This is a genomic window from Methanococcoides orientis (genome assembly GCF_021184045.1).
GTDB lineage: Archaea > Halobacteriota > Methanosarcinia > Methanosarcinales > Methanosarcinaceae > Methanococcoides > Methanococcoides orientis.
This window is the reverse complement of the sequence record NZ_CP073710.1, coordinates 1,899,739-1,920,517: the sequence shown is the minus strand read 5'-3', so window position 1 is coordinate 1,920,517 and position 20,779 is coordinate 1,899,739. Positions and strand designations below refer to the sequence as shown.

Here is a 20,779-nt window from a genome sequence, read left to right as displayed (position 1 = left end):
TGTATTCCTGTGGGGATACATTTATACTGTTGTCCACCATAATTTCTTTTATATAGCACGTATCCGGGTGTTGTGATACAGCTTCCGGATAATTGGGAGGTTATCGATATGGGAGTCGAAGATGTCATAAAAGAAGTGACCACCGAGCTTGAGCGGATGGTCAGTGCAAAGACAGTGATCGGAGAACCAGTAGTTGCCGGGGACAAGACCATCATTCCTGTAACCAAGGTTTCCTTTGGTTTTGGCAGCGGTGGCGGAGAAGGTACCAAAGGTGAAACTGAAACCGGATTCGGTGGTGGAGGCGGGGGGGGTGCTAAGATCGAGCCTGTTGCTTTCCTTGTGATAGAGGAAGAAGGTGTTCGACTGATGACCCTTTCCGGAAAGAGCGATTTCGGGAAACTGATCGAAGCTGTCCCGGAGGTCTTCGAAAAGATAAAATCTGCAAAAGGGAAGATGAAAAAGGGTGAAGAAAAGGAACCTGAGGGCGATGTGCCTGAGGATGATGGCGAATAATCCGCTATCACTTCTTTTTACAACACCATAAGCGGTTGAACATGTCACTTCTCATCTACTCGCTTAGCCTTTGCATTATTCTTTTACTGGGGCTTATCCTGTTAGCTCCGATAGACGTTGTTTTCAGTGTAAGGGCCGACCTGAATGGCGTTCATAGCAGAGCAGATGTGAAGTGGACAATCCTTTCGACGCATTTCTCGAAGAAGAAATCTCTGGAAAAGGAATCTGACAACAAAGAAAAGCATTTGGATAAGGCAGATGAAGGTGGCACCTGGGACGGGGAAAAAGGCAAAGTGGAAGACAAGGGTAAATCCGATCGAGAGGAAGGGTCTGGCATGCGGGAGTCCTTTGATGATTATTATACACAAGGGCGTATGGTCTATGGTATCCGCGATCCTGTCTTTAGCCTGTTGAAAGGGATCCTTTCCTCCATACATATTCGTGAGTTGTCCTGTGATCTGGACTACGGTCTTCCTAACCCGGCAGATACCGGGATGCTTTGCGGATATCTTCATACCCTGGCATCTGTGGTTCACAGTGGTTGCAGGAAATTCCATTATTCTGTTAATCCTTTGTTTGCCGAAGAGGGGTTAGATGTGAACATGTCAGGCGATATCCGGTTCCGCATCGGGTCTTTTATTCCCCCTCTGCTGAGGTTCATATTCAGCAGGAAAGTGCTGGGTACAGGCTGGTGGTTCATTAAAAACAAACGCTCTTCCCGTTCGGGTGTTAGTGTTTAATATTATGAACGCTGATAAACGAGCATGATTAAAATAAGATCTCCATCCAGATTGCATCTGTCTTTGATAGACATGAATGCAGAGCTCGGAAGGGTGGATGGCGGTGTGGGGATAACCCTTGATTCGCCTAACATCACACTGAGTGCTGAAAAGCATGATGGGATCGAAATAACGGGTGGATCAAGTCTTTCAGACAGGGTATATGGAGCTGTGGAATCTTTATTACCCGAAGGTGAAGGCATAAAGGTCCATGTGGAAGAAGATATGCCTCCTCATGTTGGTCTGGGGTCCGGTACCCAGATAGCCCTGAGCGCTGCAGCAGCAGTTAACGAACTTTATGATCTTGGATTGAGCGTCAACGAACTTGCCATCAGGGTTGGCAGGGGTGGAACTTCCGGTATAGGGGTTGCTTCTTTTGAGAATGGCGGTTTCCTTGTCGATTGCGGGCATAAGTTCAGTGATAAGGGGTCATTTTCTCCTTCATCTGCCAGCAGGGCGGATCCAGCTCCGGTGATCTTCAGGCATGACTTTCCGGAGTGGGACATCATACTGGCACTTCCGGATTCCAAAGGGGCACATGATGCCCAGGAAGTGGATATATTCAAAAAAGAGTGTCCTATTCCTCTTCGGGAAGTTCAGGAAGTTAGTCATGTTGTGCTGATGCAGATGATGCCTTCGATCATAGAGGGTGATATTGAGAACTTCGGAATGGCCCTGAATCATTTGCAGTCAGTTGGTTTCAAGAAACGAGAGGTTGCTTTGCAGTCACCGGCTGTGCGAGACCTTATCGAGTTCATGCAGGACCTTGGGGCAGCAGGTGCAGGAATGAGCTCTTTTGGACCTGTGGTATTTGGTGTTGTGGACCACAGACGTATAGCTGAACAGATAAGAAAGGAAGCACAGCTTTTCCTTGATGATACCGTTGGTGGCAACGTTGTCCTGACACGTGCGAACAACTCCGGTGCAAAAATATGGAAGGATTGATTTGAAGATCATTACATGGTATGGGGTCCTAACCCTTGAGGATAATGTTGTTGTTGATTGCGAATTTTTCAATAAGGATGTCGAGGAGCTTGCAGAAGGTCTGCTTCAACGGAATGTTGCAGGTGCACACCCCCCCGAAGCAGGTTTCGACATCCGCGCTCCGGCGATCTCCTTCGATTTCGTGGAAGATGACCGGGAATACGATTCCCTGCTTCGCAATGTGAGCATACGTGCAGGAAAATTGCGTATTTCCCGCACCAACACACCGGACATGCGTATCATTCAGGCAGTTGAAGCACTGGATGACATCGATGATGCAGCAAATGCACTGTCTGAGCGCTTGTCAGAGTGGTATGGATTGCATTTCCCGGAACTGGGATTCAGTTCAGAGCAGCTTGCAAGATTCGTAAAAGAGCATGGTGCACGTTCCAACATACCTGCTGATGACCCGATGTTCGATAAGGCTTCATCCTCCATGGGTGCCGAACTTCCTCCTGCTGATGAGGAACTTGTGAAGCAGTTCGCTTCGAACATATGTGATATGTATGATAACCGGCACAGTATCGAGGAAAGCATTCTCAGGAACATGGAAGAGATCGCTCCAAACCTTACAAATATCGCAGGTCCTCTTATCGGTGCACGCCTGATCAGTATGACAGGCGGTCTTGAGAGACTTTCACAACTGCCCTCCAGCACGGTCCAGGTAATGGGTGCCAGCCGGGCACTTTTCAAGCATCTCAGGTCCCGTGCTCCTTCGCCGAAGCACGGTTTGATATTCAATCATCCACTCATCAAGAACTCCCCCTGGTGGCAGAGGGGTAAGATCGCACGTGCACTGGCTGCAAAGATTAGTCTTGCCTGCCGCACAGATGTCTATTCAGGAGAACTGAGCCCTGCTATAAAGGTCGGTCTTGAGAAGAAGGTAAACTCAATAAAAAGTTCCAATCCAAAGCCTCCTGCAAGGGAGAAACCTTCCGGGAAAGGCCGGGGTAAGGCTAAGGGGAACAAGAATTCAGGGGGCAGGCGTTAAATGGCTGCAAAAGAACTTTCAGATGGTATTTTCGAAGTACAGAAGAGTGGCAAGAGGTTCATCGGTACAAAGAATGCAGTACCCGGTTCAGCTGTCTATGGGGAAAGACTCGTAGAGGCGGAAGGGGACGAGTACCGCATCTGGGATGCCCGCAGGAGCAAGCTTGCTGCAATGGTTCTCAAGAAAATGACCATTCCTATCAAAAGGGATTCTCATGTCCTGTACCTGGGTGCGGCGTCCGGAACCACTGTGAGCCACGTTTCTGATATTGTCACCGATGGTCTGGTTTATGCTGTGGAATTCTCCCCTCGGACCATGAGGGAACTGATACAGCTATGCGATACAAGGCCGAACATAATCCCGATCCTTGCAGATGCTAACCATCCTGCTTCCTACGCACATATCGTTGAACAGGTCGACGTGGTCTTCCAGGATGTGGCACAGCCCAACCAGGCACAGATCGCGGCAGTGAACTGCGGACAATTTTTGAAGAATGATGGTCATCTTCTCCTGTCTATCAAGGCAAGGAGCATTGATACTGTTGCCAATCCTGCAAAGGTGTTCAAAGAAGAGGTAAAGAAGCTTGAAAAGGAATTTGATACTAAGTTCCAGATCATAAAAAAGCAGGATCTTGCACCTTTCCATGAGGACCACCTCGGCCTGATCGCACAAATGGTCCTCAGATAAAGATAAAGGGAAGGTCTTCCCTATATTTTATGGGAATCAATTATGTCTGATATTGAAGGAGAAAAGATCGGTGGGAAATACTTTGGGATATGTCCTTCATTTCATCATTCCAAAGCCTGCAATTGTAAACATTGTCCATCATCCCCTGGAGATGGGTATATGTTCTGTGCAAAGGGTAACAAGTTACCTGTTTCTGAAAAAGCGGGCTGTCTCTGTAAAGAATGCTATGTTTATAGCCAGTTTGCTCTTGAAGGTGAATATTTTTGCAGAATGGAGGATGACTGAATATGATCTCTGAGAAAATTGTACTGGTTCTTGTAATTCTTGTAATTTCCTGTTTCATTTTAGGTTGTGCTAACCCGGTTACCTCATATAAGGTGGATGAGGTCGATAGCACCGCAGGATACATGGATGTCTCGGTACAGGATGCAAAAAAAATGATCGATTCCGGGGACGTTTTCCTCCTGGATGTCCGTACTGTCAATGAGTTCGAAACTGAGCACATCGAAGGTGCTGTGAACATTAATGTTAACGAACTTAGCTCACGGCTGGACGAGGTTCCAAGGGATGAAACGATACTGGTTTACTGTCGCACGGGTGCGAGAAGTGTCACAGCAAGCAACATTCTTGTTGATGCCGGATATACCGATGTTTACAACATGCTGGGTGGTATCAACAAATGGAAAGCAGAGGGTTACCCGTACGTGAACGGTTCCTCCTCTTAAATTTTATTTTGATCTTATTTCCTCTGGTTGTATCCGTCTGCCAGCTCGACATTCACTTCTACGACCTCTTGGTTAGTGTGCTTGAATGTGTATCCTTCGTATATTTCAGGCAGGTTGTCTGCATCTTCCTGAGATGTGATGGTAACTCCTGCAGGGACGTATCTGTTCTCCGGGACATTTGCACCGATCACGCAGGCCTTTGGTTCAAGTACTGAGTTCTTTCCAATTGTTGCCTTATAGACAAATGTCTGCATGCCTATGAACACATCGTCAAAAACAACAGCTGGTCCGTGAACCTGTGCTTGGTGGGCAAGGGATACACGCTTCCCTATGTAGATCGAATAGTTCTCTCCGTTGACTTCTACCTGGTTCTCCTTTATAGGGTTGCCATTCTGGTCAATGGTCTGACGGCCGTGAAGGACAACTGCGTCCTGTACATTGCTGTGATCATCGACTCTGATGTCCAATCCCTCATCTCCTCTTACGGAAGCATAGGGGGCGACCATAACTTTTTCACCGATGGAAACTGCCCCGATGACCGTTGCCTGCGGGTGTATGTATGCGGTCTCAGAGATATTCGGATGCTTGCTTTGCGGATTCCATGAAGTTATAGGATTTGCTTCAACGTTTTCTGGCATAGTATCACGGAGAATTATAATGGTTTTCTATTAATAATTGGTTTCCCTCGGGAGAAATCAAGGCTTATCTATAAGCATTTAGGTAACTTAATATCCAATATCTGCGTTTTTTCTTTGGGAGTTAGCATGTACATATCTGAAAATGAACCGGTAAAAGGGGTTGATGTAAACGCTCCTGTGTCGGATAGGTTGCTGCGTATCCAGCGAGATATAGGTATTGCTTTGTTTTCCAGTAGCAATTTGCTCACAAACCTTGAACTTTTGCTTGAAACAACCCTTAACATAGGGGTTATTGATTGCGGTGGCATATATTTTGTCGACGAGGATACTGATGAGATCTATCTTGTAATGCAGAAGAACCTTTCAGAGCAATTCATTCGCAGAAATTCCCATTATAGGCCAGATTCTCCTCAGCATGATGTCCTCGAAAAAGGTTTGCCTTTGTATGGGGCTTGTTTTGAGTTTACGGATAAGATCCCTTCTGATCCGTTCACAAAAGGTATGCTTGGGTGTGGGATTCTTCCGATAACATACGGTGGTAAAGTGGTGGCCAGTTTGAACGTTGCTTCACATAGCCATGATGTACTACCTTCTGAAATTAAGGATTCCCTGGAAGCCATTGCTGTACAAATAGGTGGTTTCATCGCAAGGATCCGGTCCGAAATGAAACTGGAAAAAAGGCAAAAGGATCTGCAGACCCTGTTCGAAAGCATTGAAGACCTTTTTTTTGTGCTAGATGTAGAGGGTAATATCATCGATGCCAACAAAAAGACCCTCGATAAGCTGGGCTATACGCTGGAAGAGTTCTGCAAATTAGGTCCCATGGGTTTGCATTCCGAAAAATATCGCGGTGAGGTCATAAAGGCCATTGAGGAAGTGCATGAGAAAAACCATGCTTCCTTTTCAATTCCCATACTCACAAAAGACAGGTTTTCCATTCCGGTTGAAGTGAAAGTAACTCCTGGCAAATGGAATGGAAAAGATGCTTATTTTAGCATATGCAGGGATATCTCCGACCGGGAACGTGCAGAACTTATGCTCAAAATGGAAAAGGACAAGCTCCAGAATTACCTGAATATAGCAGGTGTCATCATTTTTGCAGTTGATCGGAATCAGACGGTGATCTCTATAAATAGGAAGGGTTGCAGGATGTTCGGTCTTCCTGAGTCCGAGCTCCTCGGGAAGAAATGGTATGATCTGGGGTTTTCAGAAGAGTTCAGTTTTCAGGGGCGCAAAGCTTTCCCTAAAATAATGGCTGGCGACACTAATGTCATGGAATATTCTGAGAGTAGCATTGTCACTGACGCCGGAGATGTACGGATCATTGCATGGCATACTGTGGTTCTGAAAGATGATGAAGGTGTTATCACAGGCATGTTATGTTCTGGTGAGGATGTGACCGAGTTCAGGAATACAGAGGAAGCCCTGAAAAATTCTGAGGAAACCTATCGTGTCGTTTTCAATGGTTCACTTGATGGTATAACTATCCATGAAAAGGAGAATTACAGGATGCTTGATATCAATGACAGGGGGTGTGAGATGGCAGGCTATTCCAGGGAAGAAGTGCTTGGAAGGACTGCTGAGGATATTAAGCAGGGAAAGGCTCTCTATTCATTGGAAAAGATCATGTGGCTTATCGATACTGCATCTGAAAATGGGTTTGCAAATGCTGAATGGCAGGGAAAGAGGAAGAATGGTGAGCTGTTCTGGACCGAGGTCATGGCAAGATCGGCTATGATCGGAGGTAAGGAGCGCATAATTGTCACAATCCATGATCTCACTGAACGCAAGAATGCAGAAAAGGCGTTGATGGAAGTCGAAGCGATGCGAAAAAAGGAGATCCATCATCGTATCAAGAACAACCTTCAGATAATCTGCAGTTTGCTCGATCTTTGTTCTATGGAGTTTGATGATTCTTCTGTGGTTCAGGCTTTTATGGAGAGCAGGAGTCGTGTTATGTCGATGTCATTGATCCATGAGGAACTTTACCAGTCAACAGATATGGAAAGCATCAATTTTGCTGATTATATCCAGAAGCTCTCAGCTGAGCTTATAAGTTCATATTCTCTTGATAAGGATATTGAACTGGAACTTCGTGTCGAGGATATCTTTTTGAGCATGGATACGGCAATCCCTCTTGGGATAATCATAAATGAATTGGTGACCAACTCTTTGAAACATGCTTTTGAGGGAATGTCGGGGAAGATCTGTATTGATCTAAAGCATGGGGATGAAAATAAATTTATACTATTCGTGAGTGATAATGGTGTAGGGTTCCCTGAGGGAATTGATTATAAAAAAAGCACTTCATTGGGTTTACAGCTTTTGAAAACGCTGGTCGATCAGATAGGGGGAACTATTGATATGGATCGGACTTGCGGAACAGCTTTCACAATAATATTCAATGAAAAAAATAGGATCTGAAGGTCACAAGATGAAACAGGCAAATATTTTAGTCGTCGAGGATGAGAATATCGTTGCTTTAAGCATAAAGAACAAGCTTGAAATGATGGGTTATTCCGTAGTTGGCACGGCTCCTTCAGGAGAGGATGCTATTATAAAAGCGGATCTGTTCTATCCTGATCTTGTGCTAATGGACGTCATGCTCAGAGGTGAGATGGATGGCATCGAGGCAGCTGAAAAGATCAGGGAAAAATTCGATATTCCGGTGATCTTCCTTACAGCATATACTGATGATAAGACCCTTGAGAGGGCGAAACTTGCTGAGCCCTATGGTTACATCTCAAAGCCGTTCAAGGAACAGGACCTCAAGTCCAATATCGAGATGGCTCTCCACAAGCATGAGAAAGAGATCAGGTTAAAATAATTGGATGGGAAATTGTATCTGCAGACGTTGCAGGTATATTCGTATTTTTAGTGTAAATTTTTTGTTGTCACGTTATGGGAATAGCTTATTTTAATAAGCTATATCAATAACCTGTGTTATAGCTCCGTTCATCTTAGTATGTTGAGTGTTTGGAATCTATTCGTTTTAAAGGGTGTAATTTGTGCTAAAAGTTTTGATATTCGACATGGATGGTGTACTGGTGGACTCTATGTCCTATCATACCGAGGCTATGCAGCATATCTTTGATGAATTGGGCATCAATATGGACAAACAGGACATTTATGACAAGGAAGGGTCGAAGACCGTAGAGATCGTCAGTTTCCTGCTTGAGAAGGAAGGGATCGATCCTCTTGATTTTGATGTCGATGGCCTGATTAAAAGATACAGGGCAGAGTTTGCAAGGATACTTGTGTTGAAGTCATTCAGGGAAATTGATGATTGCCTTCCGATATTGAGGGAGCGTTTCATGCTTTCAGTGGTCTCGGGTGCCGACAGGAATATCGTGCATGATGTTATTGGGAGATTGTTCGAGGGTATTTTTGACATTGTTCTCAGTGGCGAGGATGTAGAACATGGGAAACCTGCCCCTGATCCTTTCCTTAAGGTCGCTGAGGTGTTGAATGTTGACCGGAGTGAGTGCCTTGTGGTGGAGAATGCACCAATGGGTGTGGAGGCTGCGAACAGGGCCGGTATGTTCTGTGTGGGTGTGCCTACTTATGTCAGTAAAGAGAGCATCATCAATGCTGACAAAATTGTGGATGATCACCGGATGCTGAAGGAATTCCTGCTTGGTCTCGAACATCCGGAAAAAGGTGAGATCGAATCCTTACGCCTGATCAATAAATGACTCTAATGTCTGTTTTTTCCTGTATACCATTCCCTGGAAGATGGCAATAGTATTGCTGTTGTCATCGGTAACTTCGATTGTATAGGTTGCTATCTTCGGGTTCCTTGACGTTTCTCGTGCTTCGGCTGTCAGTGTTCCTGAGGTTGCAGCTGTCACGAAAGATATTGTTGCATTTATTGCAACTGCAACTGTCCCGTGGGAGTTGGCAGCAGCTGCAAAAGTGAAGTCTGCAAGGGTAAATGTTGCTCCGCCCTGTACGATGCCTACGCCATTGAGGTGGTGTTCCTGAATGTCCATCTTTGCTTTTGCATATCCCTCTGAGACTTCTAGAAGCTCGGCGTTGATATATTCTGCAAATTTATCTCGTTTGAAGAACTCTTTTATCTGGTCCAAATTCTTTCCTCTTTTTTGCTTTAACAGATGGGTAGTTGTTTGCATATGGTATATTTTTGTTCCTGCTATTATCTTTAATACTATCATATGTTACTAAAAAAAGCACCTACTTAGGAAAGCACTATCCATTAATGAGAATAAGGATGTATGTCCGCATAAACCCCCCCATTTCCACTGGAAGAAATTGTTCGGATCAATATATTTTGCACTTTTCGGATATATCTGTATAATATTAGGCAAATTCAGGGGTGTGAATCTGACTAAAGAGCAAATAGAAGGTATTTTAAAGGACGAAGTATAAGATTATTTTAAGTAGTTAATTACATTTTATTATTGTAAAATTATTTTCCGATATCAAGGGAGTGCTAATATGGGATTGAATTATTCGGAGTTCTGGGATGCAGATGAGTATGTCGTAGTGGACGACAAAACAAAACCTGCGATCAAGTGGGCAGCCAATGAGCTGAAAAAGCGTGGTAAAACCGTCTATTATGTTGATCTTTCCAACAGGCCGGAGTTTGATACCATCAAGTCCGTAGGAGAAGTCCCTGATGGTATTGAGAATGCAGTGATTGGTCTGACCACCATGGAACCTGCCGATGCTATGAATCAGCTCTTTGAAAAGGGTGTTGTCAATACCTGGATCCACTGGAGGACCGACACGCCTGCTGTAAGGGAACTATGTGCTGAACATCAATGTTTTACAGGCAGGTGTCCCATGATGTACTTAGGCAGTGATCTGAGCATCCATGGAGTACACAGGGCGATCGCTAAACTGACAGGAAAATATTGATCCTCCTTCCATCAGGCAAGGATTCATTTGCCTGAACGTATGGTCAGTATTCCTCCCGGAATAAGCATTGCAGCGACAGGTGCCCATATCACGCTCAGTAATACAAATCCGAAGATAGCCGGTATGATCATCAATATGCCTGCAAGCTGCTGATCCTTTTCGGCATATATTCCTCCTGCGATCCCCATTGCTCCGAAGAGCATTATCATTAAGCAAAAAGCGGACATGATAAGCTCGGGGTCTGAAATCCCAAATACAGAAGACACTCCGTACATCATTACTCCTCCTCCTATTTGGAGACCGCCGACTGTAACTGCAAACATATATGCTCCTGCGATGATCGCGAGAAGTCCTCCTGTTATACCTAATGCTTTTCCTGCTTTTCTCTGCATAATCTCTCTTCTCCGGGCTTCTGTCTTTTGAAATGAGGCGATTAGTTAAAACAATTTTGATGTAAAGACAAAACTTTTATTATGTTTAACTACATTGTAGATTTCAAATATAACCCTTCCGTGAGAATGGTGGTCGTGAATTGAAATGATACGTAATATAGCAAGAACCAAAGTTTTGTTTGTTCTCCTTTTGATATTTTCTGCATTTTTATCTGCAGGGTGCGTGGATGATCAGGTCTCAGCAGAAGAGATCGCAGAAAAAATGCAACAGAAAAATGACCTTATTGAGGACTCCTCATTCACTTTGTATATGACAATGTCACTCATGGGTCAGGAATCCGTGATGGAGCAGGATATGATCCAGAAAAAAGAGAAGATGAGGTCGGTCACTAAACAGCCTGCAGAACAGGCAGGTACAATTGTTGTTTCCAATGGAGAGACCATGTGGACATATGATCCCAGGCAAAACTCGGTCGTTATAATGGAAATGCCGGATCTTGATCTGGATCAGGAAATAAATTATGCTGGTCTAATTGCACAGTTCCTGAATGAAAGCGATGTCTCTTTTTCCGGAATGGAAAAGATCGAAGGCAGGAACACTTTCATAATGAACCTTGAGCCAAAAGAGGAAGTACCTTCAGCAGGGCCATTTACCGGGAATATCAAGGTCTGGGTCGATGAAGAGACCTGGATGCCGTTGAAGTATGACATTTATGATACCGATGGAAACGTAATTATTTCAGTAGAGGTCCGCAATTTGCAGGTGAATACCGGTATTTCAGATGAAGTATTCGAGTTCGAGATCCCCGAGGGTGCAGAAGTTAGCACCCTTGACATGAACGAGTTTGCTCTTCCTGAGGATATAACCTTGGAGGAAGCACAGGAAAAAGCAGATTTTGATATTCTCCATCCATCCTATATCCCTGAGGGCTACGACTTCGATCATGCATCACTGTTCGATAACAGCGAGTTCGCATCCGGGAGTCAGGTCCTGCAAAGGGTAACTCTGGTTTACATTAATGGTGACTCCCAGTTGCATATTACTGAAATATTCTATGAAGCCGGTTTCCCCGGACCAACGGAGTTCCCTGGTTCCGAGAGTGTTGATGTCAATGGCTCTCCCGGGGACTTTGTTGAGGTTTATGGGAATAAAATGCTTCGATGGGATGTGGATGATATTGAGCTGGTGATAACCGCTTCCCTGGACAAGGATGAGTTGTTGGAGATCGCAGGATCGATGAACTGATGTTAACATTCGGGCAGCTGTTTTTTGGGTCAGTTGCCCAAGCATACACATGGATCGTTAAGGTGTGGGTCATATGAGGAAAACATTGGCAGCAGTTCTGGTGGTTGTTTCATTGTGCTCTATTGTTATTCTGGCTGTTGGGGTGGATCATGGTGAAAATGGTGGTATGTCAGCGGATATAAGTTATACTGATGAGGAATTGGATGAGCTTTATTCTGAATTCAACGTAACTGAGAACGACATAAAGTTTGCAAAGGGGGAACTACCTCATTATCTGGAGGGTACTGTGCTGAATAGTGATGTGAGGTTACTTGTAACTGAGGATGGTGAGTCTCCTGAAGGTATGGTGGAAGGGGTAGACTATGAAATGGTCATTAGCGAAGAGGAAATGATCGTGATCGAAGCGGATGCAAGGCAACGATATCTTGAGATATACGGTGTTGATGTGTCAAACCCAAAGCTGGATGAGGTCTATGGGTATATGTTGCCTGTGGGAGAAGTAAAACGGCTTATCATCTCGAACCCTTCGTTAGCATTTGATTATTAAAAAGAATATCATATTTCTGGTGATCGCTTATGAACTGGTTTAGAAAGTTGGGGATTGGAGTTGTTTTGTTTTTCGTTCTACTGCTGGTCATAATTGGTGCCATAGGAATTTACAGCGGTGAAAAATCCTATGAGGATAGTTACAGAAGTGACTATGAGTATGGTGTAGTGATCGCTACCAGTTCTACACTGGAAAATGTTACATTTTACCTGCCGGTTCCTGTCTTTGAAAACAGGTCGAAGGTAGCTGAAAGTTTAATCTCTGAGAATCTTCATAATATGCCAGAGGGGTGGAATTTCAGTCTTGTAGATACGGAGTACGGTCCGATGCTCAGTATTACTGCAGATGAGATCGTGCCGACCTATCATTCGTATCCAGTTGCTGTCCCTGAAGATGATCCTGTGAATGATCCTGATGTTGCAGATGAGTGGATGACCTCTGGTGAATATTCGGACGAAACTCCGGTGCTGGAGTTGTTCGGCTTCGGGATGAACCTGGAGGTGGAGCCGGAAATAAATACCAGGTATCCTTTTGGGAGCGAGGCGATGTTAGCTCCAAAGTGTGGTCTGGAGGTAGCAATTGATGATCCTGCACATCCCGTATCCCGTGGAGAGCATACTCAGTTGTATGAATATGAGAGTCGTATCTATGCGGATTATGAAACAGGTTCTGATACCAATGTACAGATCTCAGTGAGAATGGAAGGTCTGAACCAGTGGTGGGTGTATGGCTGGAGCTACAATGGTTACAATGACCGTATCTCTACAGAACTTACCGGGGGACAGGATGGTTGGGTAACTGTAAAAGGGCATGTAGTGACCGATGAGGGTGTGTACGAATAATGGGTTCAGGTGATTCAATGGATACTAATTATAGGGATCGAATTATCGCCGGGGTATTAATAGGACTGGTGATACTGCTTTATTGCAACTACATAGGTCAGTTGCTCTCAGGAGTTCTTCTGGCTTTATTGGTTATTATCATTTTATTGGTCCCTGTCCGGGATATGGGGGTTCCAAAGGTGTCAAAGGCCGCTCCTGTTCAGGAGGAGTTTGAGGGGAAGGTACTGGCTGATTCGAGGATCTACGAGAAAGCAAATTCCTTTATTGGAATTCCAATAGGTATTGTATTGGGAAAGATATTCGGCAGATATGAGAGTGTTTTCACGATCAGGGCTCAGAAAAGTTCAGTTATTGTGGTCTATCCGGGGATCTGTGCGGTCTCAATGGATGACAATGTCCGGGTATTTGGGACATGGTATGAAGGGAAGAATGTCGGCATCAAAGGAAGCTTTGTCAGGGCTGAGAGGGTGATTGATGAAAGTTCGGATCTTGTGTTCTCATTAAAAAGCTAATTTGTAGAAGAGGATATGTCTGACTAAATTTCTTTCTGCAACTCACATACCAGACTTAATATATATCCGAAATCATCTATTTATTATGCTTATCGCGGTGTTACTTGGGGTTATTGGTATTCTCTCGGTCATTATCCTCACCCAATTTTACGGGTATCGTCTTGGAGGAGTTATAGTCGTACCGGTACTTGCTGTTTATACGTGCAAGAATTTCCTCATGCTGCCGTTGTTCTTTGCAGGTGCTATAATTGCATATGTGGGACTTCGTTATTTGCAGAAGAAGACCATGATCTATGGAAGAGATGAACTTGTTGCAACACTGTTGCTTGGTTCTGTATTGCCTGTTATAGCTCTCTTTTTTATGAAAGGGGTCGGGTATGATCTTACTGATGTTGTGTTCTTTGGAAGCATCCTTCCGGGGCTTGCAGCTTATAATTATTCCAGGATCAAACCGGAATACAGGCTGCATGATGCAATGGCATCTGTTGGCATATTCATTGGGCTTGTGGCAGCAGCCTGGTTCCTTGTGACCCCTGCCATCAGCGATGCCATAGGCATGCTAACACCTGCGATCCTTTTCAGTCCGACATCTGACCTGGCTCTCCTGAAGAATGCAGCTGTGGATACTTATCCCGCACCTGCGATAATCGATCGTTTTTCTGCATTTATCCTTTTCATGGTCTCCCTGATACTTTCTGAGTTTGTCAGGAAGGTCTCCGGGATACGCGTGGGCGTGGTCTCAATGGCTATCCTTGCGATATTCTCAATTGAGAACAAGTGGTTCTTTGCACTTTATTTTATCAATCTTTTTGCTTCCTTTATTGGTATAAGTCTGATTCAGAAGGCAACTTTGATCTATGGAAGGAACCTGATCGGGCTTGGGACCTGCATTTCCCTGCTGTTGACGATTCCATTAGTGTTCATTTTCCCGGTATCGCGTGGGCTGTCGATCTTCTTCCTTGGATTGATCGCGGGGTTAAATGCATATAACCTTCATGTTACGCCTCCTGCAGAGCGGAAATTGTTCGTGCCTTTGCAGTTATCTTTGCTGGCACCGCTTATAGTCCTTGCAAGAGCTCTTGGAGAAGGGCAGCCACAGGGCTTGTTCCATGAGTTCGGGCTTGTCCAGTTGCTTGTAGTAGTGCTGGGGGCTGCTATTTCCATTGCATTTGTAAAGTACAACTGGGTACGCAAACCACTGGACGAACATGTCTGGAATGCTTCACTGTTCTCGGAGGAAGACGAATGAAACGCGCAATCTATGAGATATACAATAAGTCCGGTGGATGGACCTGGAGATTGCGGAACAAGGAGGAGATGCTTGCTTACAGCGGGAAGATGTTCTCCAGTTCCTCCGAGGCCTGGAGGGAGGTCGACCGTGTACGTGCAATGGCTGCAAGACTTGCGGGAATAAACGCATACCAGGATATACCTCTTGATGAAATTCCTTCAATGGAAATTGAAAATGCGGATGCTATAGACTGGCACCTGACATTCTGTAGTGGCAATACCGTTGCATGTAGTGCAAGGCACTTCGATGTCCACGAAGATGCCAAAGAGATGCGCAAGGAACTACTTCGGGATATGGTTGGTGCGGTCAAGGTATTCGTAATGGACGAAAGCGATGACCTGCTGACTCTCAAGATCGAGAAACACGGCCCCTTTGGCTGCTTTAATTGTTTCCTTAAAAGAGGTCACAAGCACCGTGATCTTCTGGATCTGACAGATACACGCATTGATGTGGTGGGTATCCGGGGTAAATCTTCCACTGTTCATCGTCTCTCTGAGATCTTCACAAGGCGTGGCTATAATACGCTTGCAAAGGTGACAGGAAACCGTCCTCATCTTATCGTCAACGGATTTACGATACCTATCGAAAGAATGGGTCCAAATGTAACGCTCTATGAGAATATCCATGGTTATCAGGAGTTCATACCTGTCATTGAGTCCTATACTCCTGATGAAAGGAAGGATGTTGCTATCTTTGAAAATCAGGCGATCACCGAATATACCACAAGGATGGTCAACGATGTCTTTGTAAAACCACATATCGTGGTGGTCACCAATGTGAGACAGGACCACCTCTCCACACTTGGCAGGGATAAAAGTGAGATCGCACGAGCATTTGCCCGTTCGATCCCTAAAGGTACTGTTGTTATCAATTGTGAGCAGAATGAGGTTTTGCAGGATTACATGAAAAAAGAGATCGAAAAGCGAGGGGCTACTGTCAGGAATGTGGAGGTCCCCGATGAGCACAGGGGTCTTCTGGGTTCTGAAACTGTACATTCTTTAAATTACGTTCTCGATGAGGTTGGCAGTGAGCCGATACCGTTCGAGGAGCTTGATTCCTATCTAAAGGCCATGCAGCCCCGGTGGATGGAACTTGAAGGTTGTACGATCTTCAATGCAGCCGAGGTCAACGATGTGGAAAGCACCGAGATGATACGCCAGCAGCTTGCCGGGAAGAACAAGATACTTCCGTTTGTATACCTGAGGGATGAGCGCAGGGGTAGGTCCTTCTCCTTTGTGAATTACCTGAACCATCTTTTTGAGAAAGGCTATATCGATGAGGTTCTCGTTGGTGGCTGCACAACTGATCCGTTCGCAAGGAATCTCAAGGCACCAACACGGCAGTTCAGTGCAAGTGATAATGCATCCCTGGTCCTCGATGAGATGGAAAAGAAAGGGCTTCCCATAATTCTCATGGGTAATACCGTGGATGATTTTATGAGGCAGATGGAAATTGAGATCTCAAAAAGGGTTAAGATGGGCAATAATAAGCATTATTCGCCTGAGGTCGATACTCTGGAGAAAATGAGTGCAAACATCAGCTAAATTTGATGTTTTTCTTTTCCTTTAAAATACGACGCTAATATAAAGCAAAATAAAAGTTCAAAAAGCGACTTAGGACTAACTATTTTCCATCTTTAAATTATGGCAGGCCCAGGTGCATGAAATTTATCGGGAAGAATATTGATGAAAAAGAATAGTTGAAGAGATGAAATGGGCAATGCATCTGATAAATCCGTAAAATTATGAGTTGGGATCTTAAGCGTTGATCACTTAAGATCAACGCTATTATGTTGGTCTGTTTCACCAAGTTCTTTAATGCATTCTCCATAGTAACATTTCATCAGCTTGTGCCAATCGCCTGCTACTTTTCTAAATTGGATCCCTCTCTTTTTTCCATTGTATTCCCAAACACCGGCCTGATGGAATATTGATCCGATGTGGCTTGATAGCTGAGATTCTGTCTGAGTCCAATTAAGATCATGATAAAGGAATTTGCCGATTCCTTCTTTTTCGGTCCCATTCCTTAATCTTGATACGTTATTTGACAGATCTTTCCAATGGTCATCTGTCATATAAGCATCCAATTTACTCAATTCATCCTTCATGATGAGTTTATCAACTTTTACCTTACCATTTGGTGAACTAAATTCTTTGCTTATGAAAAGGTTGAGATCACTATCAATTTTCCACCAAAAGAGTTTTGCTTTTCCAAGTGTTTTCTCAGGTACCCAATCATTTTGTTCATCCAAATTGTACGCTTCAATTGTCTTTTCTGCAATTGTGTGCCAGTTGAATTTTGTCTCGATAAGCTCTTTACCTGTTTCTCTAAGGCTGTCATTGGAGAGGTCATCAAGCACGTAATTTAAGCCCCATGAAATAGACTCTGGATTTTTGTATACAAGTACTCCATCAACGAAATTGTCTATTATCTGGACAGCATCTGTTGCAACGATGTTCCTTTCAGCATCCCAGCCCTCAAGAACGACTATTCCAAAAGGTTCATTCCTGCTTGGGACACAGAGAATATCGCATGCATTGAACCAATCCCTGGCTGTTTCATCATCTGCATACCCCAGAAAATGGCAACGTTCTGAAACATTATCTGCATTTGCAAGATATTCACAGTGGGGGCGCATTTCACCTTCACCTATAAAGACAAACTGAGTGTCCCAGCGATGGTCCAACACTTTCGGGACCGCTTCAACAAGCAAGTCGGGTCCTTTCTGGTAGCTCATGCGTCCTATGAACAGTACAACTGGTGCAAGAGGATGTATCCCCAATCTTTGTTTCACTTCACCGGGATCAACTTCCTTCTTGATCTTCCCATGGAAGATACCGTTTGGAATAATGGATATTTTCTCATCGGGTATCTGGTACAGGACCTTGATCTCATCTGTAAGTTGTTGTGAGGTGGAGATTACCTTTGTAGATTCATAGCCGGCTTTCCATTCCCTGTGTGATATTTCCTTTGCTTCCCACCAGTCCCCGTGTACGTTACCGTTTCTTCCCCATTCGGTACTGTGGTATGTGAACATAAAGGGTATACCAAATTCATGTCTTATCCTTGAGGCCACATTGACAGGATGCCAGTCATGGACATGCAACATATCGAACTTACCATATTCCCCGGTAACATCAAGGAATCTTGAGTACATTGAATCGCACATACTGTCCATTTGCTGGACAATGCCCCCGTCAAGAGAATAGTCCACACGATGGTAGTGAACTCCGTTTACTTTCTCATATGGTTCAAGTCCTGAATTTCTGGTAAATATGTGGACTGAATTTCCCTTCTCAGCAAGAGCTTCCGCAAGTTCGGAAACATGCGGTGCTATACCGCCTACTTTTATCGAGTGTAAACTCTCCCAGGAGAACATCCCGATGTTCAAAAATTTCCCCATTTCTTTCAAACCCAATTTTTTGTGTGGTTAACTAAGTATTTCTACACGTATTTATATTTATCATTTGGATTTATCTAAATACTTACTTATGTACGATTTTAAAACAGGTGCATTAGACGTTTTATTTATACAAAAGTTCAGTTTTTACAAAACAGGATGTCTTAGTTGTTATCGGCTGGAGCTCTAATTAAAAGTGATTTCCATGTTCAAAAATTAATGATGGTGTGTAATATGACACCTCATTTTGCAAATAAGTTTGATCGTGTACTGATCTGTAATGCTCAGAGCCTAAATATTGAATGTTGGGATGGATGAATCTCAAAAGTTCAATTTTAAAAAAACAAAAAGAAGATAGTCGTATTAGGACTATCTGTTGATTCTAACGGACCCGGTGGGAGTTTCATCTAAAAGTTTATACTCCTATACATCTTATCTGTATATATGACTCAAGATGTTGACGATGTCCACAAATCTTCCATAGGGTTCACACGTGCTATGGAAAGGCTCAAGAATGCCGATATTGGTGAAGATAACATCGATTTAATCGAGAGATTTGTACTTGCTTGCAGGCGGGAGGGGCTAGCAAAAACGACACTTATCTGGTATGTCGATTATAGCAAGCGTACTGCTGAATATTTACGCACAATAGACATTGAAAAGCGGTTAGATCAATTGGATCAGGACGACTTTGATCGTTTGTTAATATACCTTGAAGATGAGAAAAATCTCACTGCTGGAGGTATTCGAAACCACAAGAAATTAATTAAGAAGCTGTTCCGCTGGGCCTATGACGGTGAGCCTCCGAAATGGATTGCACAGATGACTTTGAAGGCAATTGAGACTCCTGTCCAGCCATCAGATCTTCTTACTCGGGATGAGCTTGATAAGCTGCTAGATTATTGTAACCATCCGCGCGACAAGGCCTTAATTGCTGTCCTTGCAGATAGCGGGATGAGAATTGGTGCGTTGGCTTCCTGTCGCATCAAGAATGTGGAGTTCAATCAGTATGGTGCGATTTTGTACATCTCTAAAACATCGAAGAGTAAGAAATCAACTGCTGCTAAAGGCATACCTATAACATGGTCTACAGGCTACCTTAACCAGTGGCTTTCGGTTCATCCATTCAAGGAGGATCATGATGCTCCTTTGTGGGTAACTCTTGACAAAAACCGAACACCATTAAGTTACAAAACGGCACGTACTATCATCGTTAAAATTGGGGGACGTGCTGGTATCAAGAAACCTGTAAATCCTCACAGTTTCCGTCATCTTGCTATCACGAACTGGATCCTTGACGGCCTTAATGAACAGGAGATCAAGCATAGGGCCGGTTGGTCTCGTGGTTCCACGCAGATGTTCAAGATCTACGCGAACTTCACAGACAATGAGATTAACGACCGGATCTTTGAGAAATATGGTCTCAAGACCAAAGATAAAAGGCATGTGACACTTAAGGCTTGTCCACGATGTAACAATGTATTGAGACCTGAAGATAAGTTCTGTTCGCAGTGCTCCCTTGTCTTGAACCGTGAAGCACTCGGTCAAATACAGGAATGTGAACAGGTGATACCAGAACTTTTACAGTTGGCTTTGAATACTGATGCAGGGAAGAAATTGTTGGCTAAAATGCAGTAATGTAGTGCACGATATTAATCATGGAATACTTTTACACATATATCCACCCCAGTTATATTCGAGGCAGATATATATTTACCACTTTTAAACCTATCCGAAATCATATGAACTTTTACATCACAATCTTGTTCTGTGGTTACTAAATCTTTATGTATAGCCTTTACTGCTTCGTCTATTGCATCAAGGATGAGCTGCTCCGACGTTTCTTTTTCAAAATAAGTAGGATTCATCATCACCAGTGCATCTGAACCAATAGTTCCTTTTTCAGGATTACCTTTAACAGCATTTCTTTTAAAACGGTCTCTATCTTCAGGAGCAACCTCATGTATCATTTCTTTTATACTTGGTTTAGGTGCTGTTTTTCGAAGTTCGAACTCTTTTTCAAAGGTAAGTGCTCGGTAAGCGGAACGTCTTTTGTCAGATAGTTGTATTTTTTCAATCAAACCAAAATCAGACATTTTTTTCAAGTATACATTTAATGTCTGATCTTTCATTGTAGGATAATATCTTTCATTGGTGTACATTTGTTCTTTCGAAGCAGATATGGATGCGGCTCGCAAAGGGAAAAGATTCTCTTTTATTTCTTTTGCTGTCATCAATCGCCCTTCTTTCCTCAGCAGTTCACGTATTTCTCGATATACTGGTCGATTCAAGAGGTCCACAAACGATGATATTTTCTTACCACGTGGCATTATTAATTCCCTTTTAAGGTT

General features: G+C 43.8%; 23 protein-coding genes. 18 read left to right on the top strand and 5 right to left on the bottom strand.

Translation table 11 applies throughout. From position 1 onward, the window contains the following. The first annotated feature begins 108 nt into the window (after positions 1-108). From J7W08_RS09330 to J7W08_RS09300, 7 genes are read left to right on the top strand one after another with little or no spacing between them, the layout of a single operon-like run. Positions 109-513 (top strand): GerW family sporulation protein, encoded by a 405-nt coding sequence (locus tag J7W08_RS09330; RefSeq protein ID WP_233084207.1) that lies wholly within the window; start codon positions 109-111, stop codon positions 511-513. A gap of 41 nt (positions 514-554) precedes the next feature. Then, positions 555-1,253 (top strand): DUF2953 domain-containing protein, encoded by a 699-nt coding sequence (locus J7W08_RS09325; protein WP_233084206.1) that lies wholly within the window; start codon positions 555-557, stop codon positions 1,251-1,253. A 24-nt stretch (positions 1,254-1,277) separates the two neighbouring features. Then, positions 1,278-2,237: a beta-ribofuranosylaminobenzene 5'-phosphate synthase gene (locus J7W08_RS09320; protein WP_233084205.1), complete on the top strand. Its 960-nt coding sequence runs from the start codon at positions 1,278-1,280 to the stop codon at positions 2,235-2,237. 1 nt (position 2,238) lies between these two features. Then, complete coding sequence (locus J7W08_RS09315) at positions 2,239-3,267, top strand: NOP5/NOP56 family protein (protein WP_233084204.1); 1,029 nt, start codon at positions 2,239-2,241, stop codon at positions 3,265-3,267. Further along, complete coding sequence (locus tag J7W08_RS09310) at positions 3,268-3,954, top strand: fibrillarin-like rRNA/tRNA 2'-O-methyltransferase (RefSeq protein WP_233084203.1); 687 nt, start codon at positions 3,268-3,270, stop codon at positions 3,952-3,954. It abuts the gene before it with no gap. A 42-nt stretch (positions 3,955-3,996) separates the two neighbouring features. Continuing rightward, positions 3,997-4,239 (top strand): DUF2769 domain-containing protein, encoded by a 243-nt coding sequence (locus J7W08_RS09305; RefSeq protein WP_233084202.1) that lies wholly within the window; start codon positions 3,997-3,999, stop codon positions 4,237-4,239. 2 nt (positions 4,240-4,241) lie between these two features. Beyond that, a complete protein-coding gene (locus J7W08_RS09300) occupies positions 4,242-4,679 on the top strand; it encodes a rhodanese-like domain-containing protein (RefSeq protein ID WP_233084201.1) in 438 nt (145 codons plus the stop codon). 14 nt (positions 4,680-4,693) lie between these two features. On the opposite strand, the gene J7W08_RS09295 is transcribed toward J7W08_RS09300, so the two are convergent. After that, entirely contained in the window at positions 4,694-5,317 is a 624-nt protein-coding gene (locus J7W08_RS09295) for an LbetaH domain-containing protein (RefSeq protein ID WP_233084200.1), read from the bottom strand. Between the two features lie 126 nt (positions 5,318-5,443). Between J7W08_RS09295 and J7W08_RS09290 the strand changes: the two genes are divergently transcribed. The 3 genes from J7W08_RS09290 (at position 5,444) to J7W08_RS09280 (ending at position 9,012) form a co-directional block, all read left to right on the top strand. After that, a complete protein-coding gene (locus J7W08_RS09290) occupies positions 5,444-7,741 on the top strand; it encodes a PAS domain S-box protein (protein WP_233084199.1) in 2,298 nt (765 codons plus the stop codon). Positions 7,742-7,751: 10 nt separating this feature from the next. Beyond that, entirely contained in the window at positions 7,752-8,144 is a 393-nt protein-coding gene (locus J7W08_RS09285) for a response regulator (protein ID WP_048196299.1), read from the top strand. 181 nt (positions 8,145-8,325) lie between these two features. Continuing rightward, a complete protein-coding gene (locus tag J7W08_RS09280; RefSeq protein WP_233084198.1) occupies positions 8,326-9,012 on the top strand; it encodes an HAD family hydrolase in 687 nt (228 codons plus the stop codon). Here the strand turns inward: J7W08_RS09280 and J7W08_RS09275 are convergent. After that, a complete protein-coding gene (locus J7W08_RS09275) occupies positions 8,992-9,405 on the bottom strand; it encodes a PaaI family thioesterase (protein WP_233084197.1) in 414 nt (137 codons plus the stop codon). The two genes, J7W08_RS09280 and J7W08_RS09275, sit on opposite strands and share 21 nt — an antisense overlap. Positions 9,406-9,775: 370 nt before the next feature. Between J7W08_RS09275 and J7W08_RS09270 the strand changes: the two genes are divergently transcribed. After that, positions 9,776-10,198: a Rossmann-fold NAD(P)-binding domain-containing protein gene (locus J7W08_RS09270; RefSeq protein ID WP_233084196.1), complete on the top strand. Its 423-nt coding sequence runs from the start codon at positions 9,776-9,778 to the stop codon at positions 10,196-10,198. Positions 10,199-10,221: 23 nt separating this feature from the next. On the opposite strand, the gene J7W08_RS09265 is transcribed toward J7W08_RS09270, so the two are convergent. Beyond that, entirely contained in the window at positions 10,222-10,590 is a 369-nt protein-coding gene (locus J7W08_RS09265) for a hypothetical protein (protein WP_233084195.1), read from the bottom strand. Positions 10,591-10,735: 145 nt separating this feature from the next. Between J7W08_RS09265 and J7W08_RS09260 the strand changes: the two genes are divergently transcribed. From J7W08_RS09260 to J7W08_RS09235, 6 genes are all read left to right on the top strand, one after another. Next, positions 10,736-11,836 carry an outer membrane lipoprotein-sorting protein gene (locus J7W08_RS09260; RefSeq protein ID WP_233084194.1) on the top strand — a complete coding sequence of 367 codons (1,101 nt, stop codon included), beginning with the start codon at positions 10,736-10,738 and terminating at the stop codon, positions 11,834-11,836. A gap of 73 nt (positions 11,837-11,909) precedes the next feature. Then, complete coding sequence (locus J7W08_RS09255; protein ID WP_233084193.1) at positions 11,910-12,383, top strand: hypothetical protein; 474 nt, start codon at positions 11,910-11,912, stop codon at positions 12,381-12,383. A gap of 29 nt (positions 12,384-12,412) precedes the next feature. Next, positions 12,413-13,225: a hypothetical protein gene (locus tag J7W08_RS09250; RefSeq protein ID WP_233084192.1), complete on the top strand. Its 813-nt coding sequence runs from the start codon at positions 12,413-12,415 to the stop codon at positions 13,223-13,225. Between the two features lie 17 nt (positions 13,226-13,242). Continuing rightward, on the top strand, positions 13,243-13,737 hold the full coding sequence (locus J7W08_RS09245; protein ID WP_233084191.1) for a hypothetical protein: 495 nt from the start codon (positions 13,243-13,245) through the stop codon (positions 13,735-13,737). 85 nt (positions 13,738-13,822) lie between these two features. Next, complete coding sequence (locus J7W08_RS09240) at positions 13,823-14,986, top strand: poly-gamma-glutamate biosynthesis protein PgsC/CapC (RefSeq protein ID WP_233084190.1); 1,164 nt, start codon at positions 13,823-13,825, stop codon at positions 14,984-14,986. Then, positions 14,983-16,572 (top strand): Mur ligase family protein, encoded by a 1,590-nt coding sequence (locus J7W08_RS09235; protein WP_233084189.1) that lies wholly within the window; start codon positions 14,983-14,985, stop codon positions 16,570-16,572. The genes J7W08_RS09240 and J7W08_RS09235 overlap by 4 nt, the downstream gene beginning before the upstream one ends. A gap of 224 nt (positions 16,573-16,796) precedes the next feature. On the opposite strand, the gene J7W08_RS09230 is transcribed toward J7W08_RS09235, so the two are convergent. Next, positions 16,797-18,419, bottom strand: a complete 1,623-nt coding sequence (locus J7W08_RS09230) for a glycosyltransferase family 4 protein (RefSeq protein ID WP_310742488.1) — start codon at positions 18,417-18,419, stop codon at positions 16,797-16,799. 453 nt (positions 18,420-18,872) lie between these two features. On the opposite strand from J7W08_RS09230, the gene J7W08_RS09225 reads away from it, so the two are divergent. Further along, the gene (locus tag J7W08_RS09225; RefSeq protein ID WP_233084188.1) at positions 18,873-20,066 is read left to right on the top strand and encodes a tyrosine-type recombinase/integrase; all 1,194 of its coding nucleotides are present in this window, start codon (positions 18,873-18,875) and stop codon (positions 20,064-20,066) included. A gap of 14 nt (positions 20,067-20,080) precedes the next feature. On the opposite strand, the gene J7W08_RS09220 is transcribed toward J7W08_RS09225, so the two are convergent. Beyond that, positions 20,081-20,662 (bottom strand): hypothetical protein, encoded by a 582-nt coding sequence (locus tag J7W08_RS09220; RefSeq protein ID WP_233084187.1) that lies wholly within the window; start codon positions 20,660-20,662, stop codon positions 20,081-20,083. Positions 20,663-20,779 lie beyond the last annotated feature (117 nt).

Coding starts and splice junctions, on each gene's coding strand:
- J7W08_RS09330 (WP_233084207.1), top strand. CDS start 109: ATGGGAGTCGAAGATGTCATAAAAGAAGTGACCACCGAGCTTGAGCGG.
- J7W08_RS09325 (WP_233084206.1), top strand. CDS start 555: ATGTCACTTCTCATCTACTCGCTTAGCCTTTGCATTATTCTTTTACTG.
- J7W08_RS09320 (WP_233084205.1), top strand. CDS start 1,278: ATGATTAAAATAAGATCTCCATCCAGATTGCATCTGTCTTTGATAGAC.
- J7W08_RS09310 (WP_233084203.1), top strand. CDS start 3,268: ATGGCTGCAAAAGAACTTTCAGATGGTATTTTCGAAGTACAGAAGAGT.
- J7W08_RS09305 (WP_233084202.1), top strand. CDS start 3,997: ATGTCTGATATTGAAGGAGAAAAGATCGGTGGGAAATACTTTGGGATA.
- J7W08_RS09300 (WP_233084201.1), top strand. CDS start 4,242: ATGATCTCTGAGAAAATTGTACTGGTTCTTGTAATTCTTGTAATTTCC.
- J7W08_RS09295 (WP_233084200.1), bottom strand. CDS start 5,317: ATGCCAGAAAACGTTGAAGCAAATCCTATAACTTCATGGAATCCGCAA.
- J7W08_RS09290 (WP_233084199.1), top strand. CDS start 5,444: ATGTACATATCTGAAAATGAACCGGTAAAAGGGGTTGATGTAAACGCT.
- J7W08_RS09285 (WP_048196299.1), top strand. CDS start 7,752: ATGAAACAGGCAAATATTTTAGTCGTCGAGGATGAGAATATCGTTGCT.
- J7W08_RS09270 (WP_233084196.1), top strand. CDS start 9,776: ATGGGATTGAATTATTCGGAGTTCTGGGATGCAGATGAGTATGTCGTA.
- J7W08_RS09265 (WP_233084195.1), bottom strand. CDS start 10,590: ATGCAGAGAAAAGCAGGAAAAGCATTAGGTATAACAGGAGGACTTCTC.
- J7W08_RS09260 (WP_233084194.1), top strand. CDS start 10,736: ATGATACGTAATATAGCAAGAACCAAAGTTTTGTTTGTTCTCCTTTTG.
- J7W08_RS09255 (WP_233084193.1), top strand. CDS start 11,910: ATGAGGAAAACATTGGCAGCAGTTCTGGTGGTTGTTTCATTGTGCTCT.
- J7W08_RS09250 (WP_233084192.1), top strand. CDS start 12,413: ATGAACTGGTTTAGAAAGTTGGGGATTGGAGTTGTTTTGTTTTTCGTT.
- J7W08_RS09245 (WP_233084191.1), top strand. CDS start 13,243: ATGGATACTAATTATAGGGATCGAATTATCGCCGGGGTATTAATAGGA.
- J7W08_RS09240 (WP_233084190.1), top strand. CDS start 13,823: ATGCTTATCGCGGTGTTACTTGGGGTTATTGGTATTCTCTCGGTCATT.
- J7W08_RS09235 (WP_233084189.1), top strand. CDS start 14,983: ATGAAACGCGCAATCTATGAGATATACAATAAGTCCGGTGGATGGACC.
- J7W08_RS09225 (WP_233084188.1), top strand. CDS start 18,873: ATGACTCAAGATGTTGACGATGTCCACAAATCTTCCATAGGGTTCACA.
- J7W08_RS09220 (WP_233084187.1), bottom strand. CDS start 20,662: ATGACAGCAAAAGAAATAAAAGAGAATCTTTTCCCTTTGCGAGCCGCA.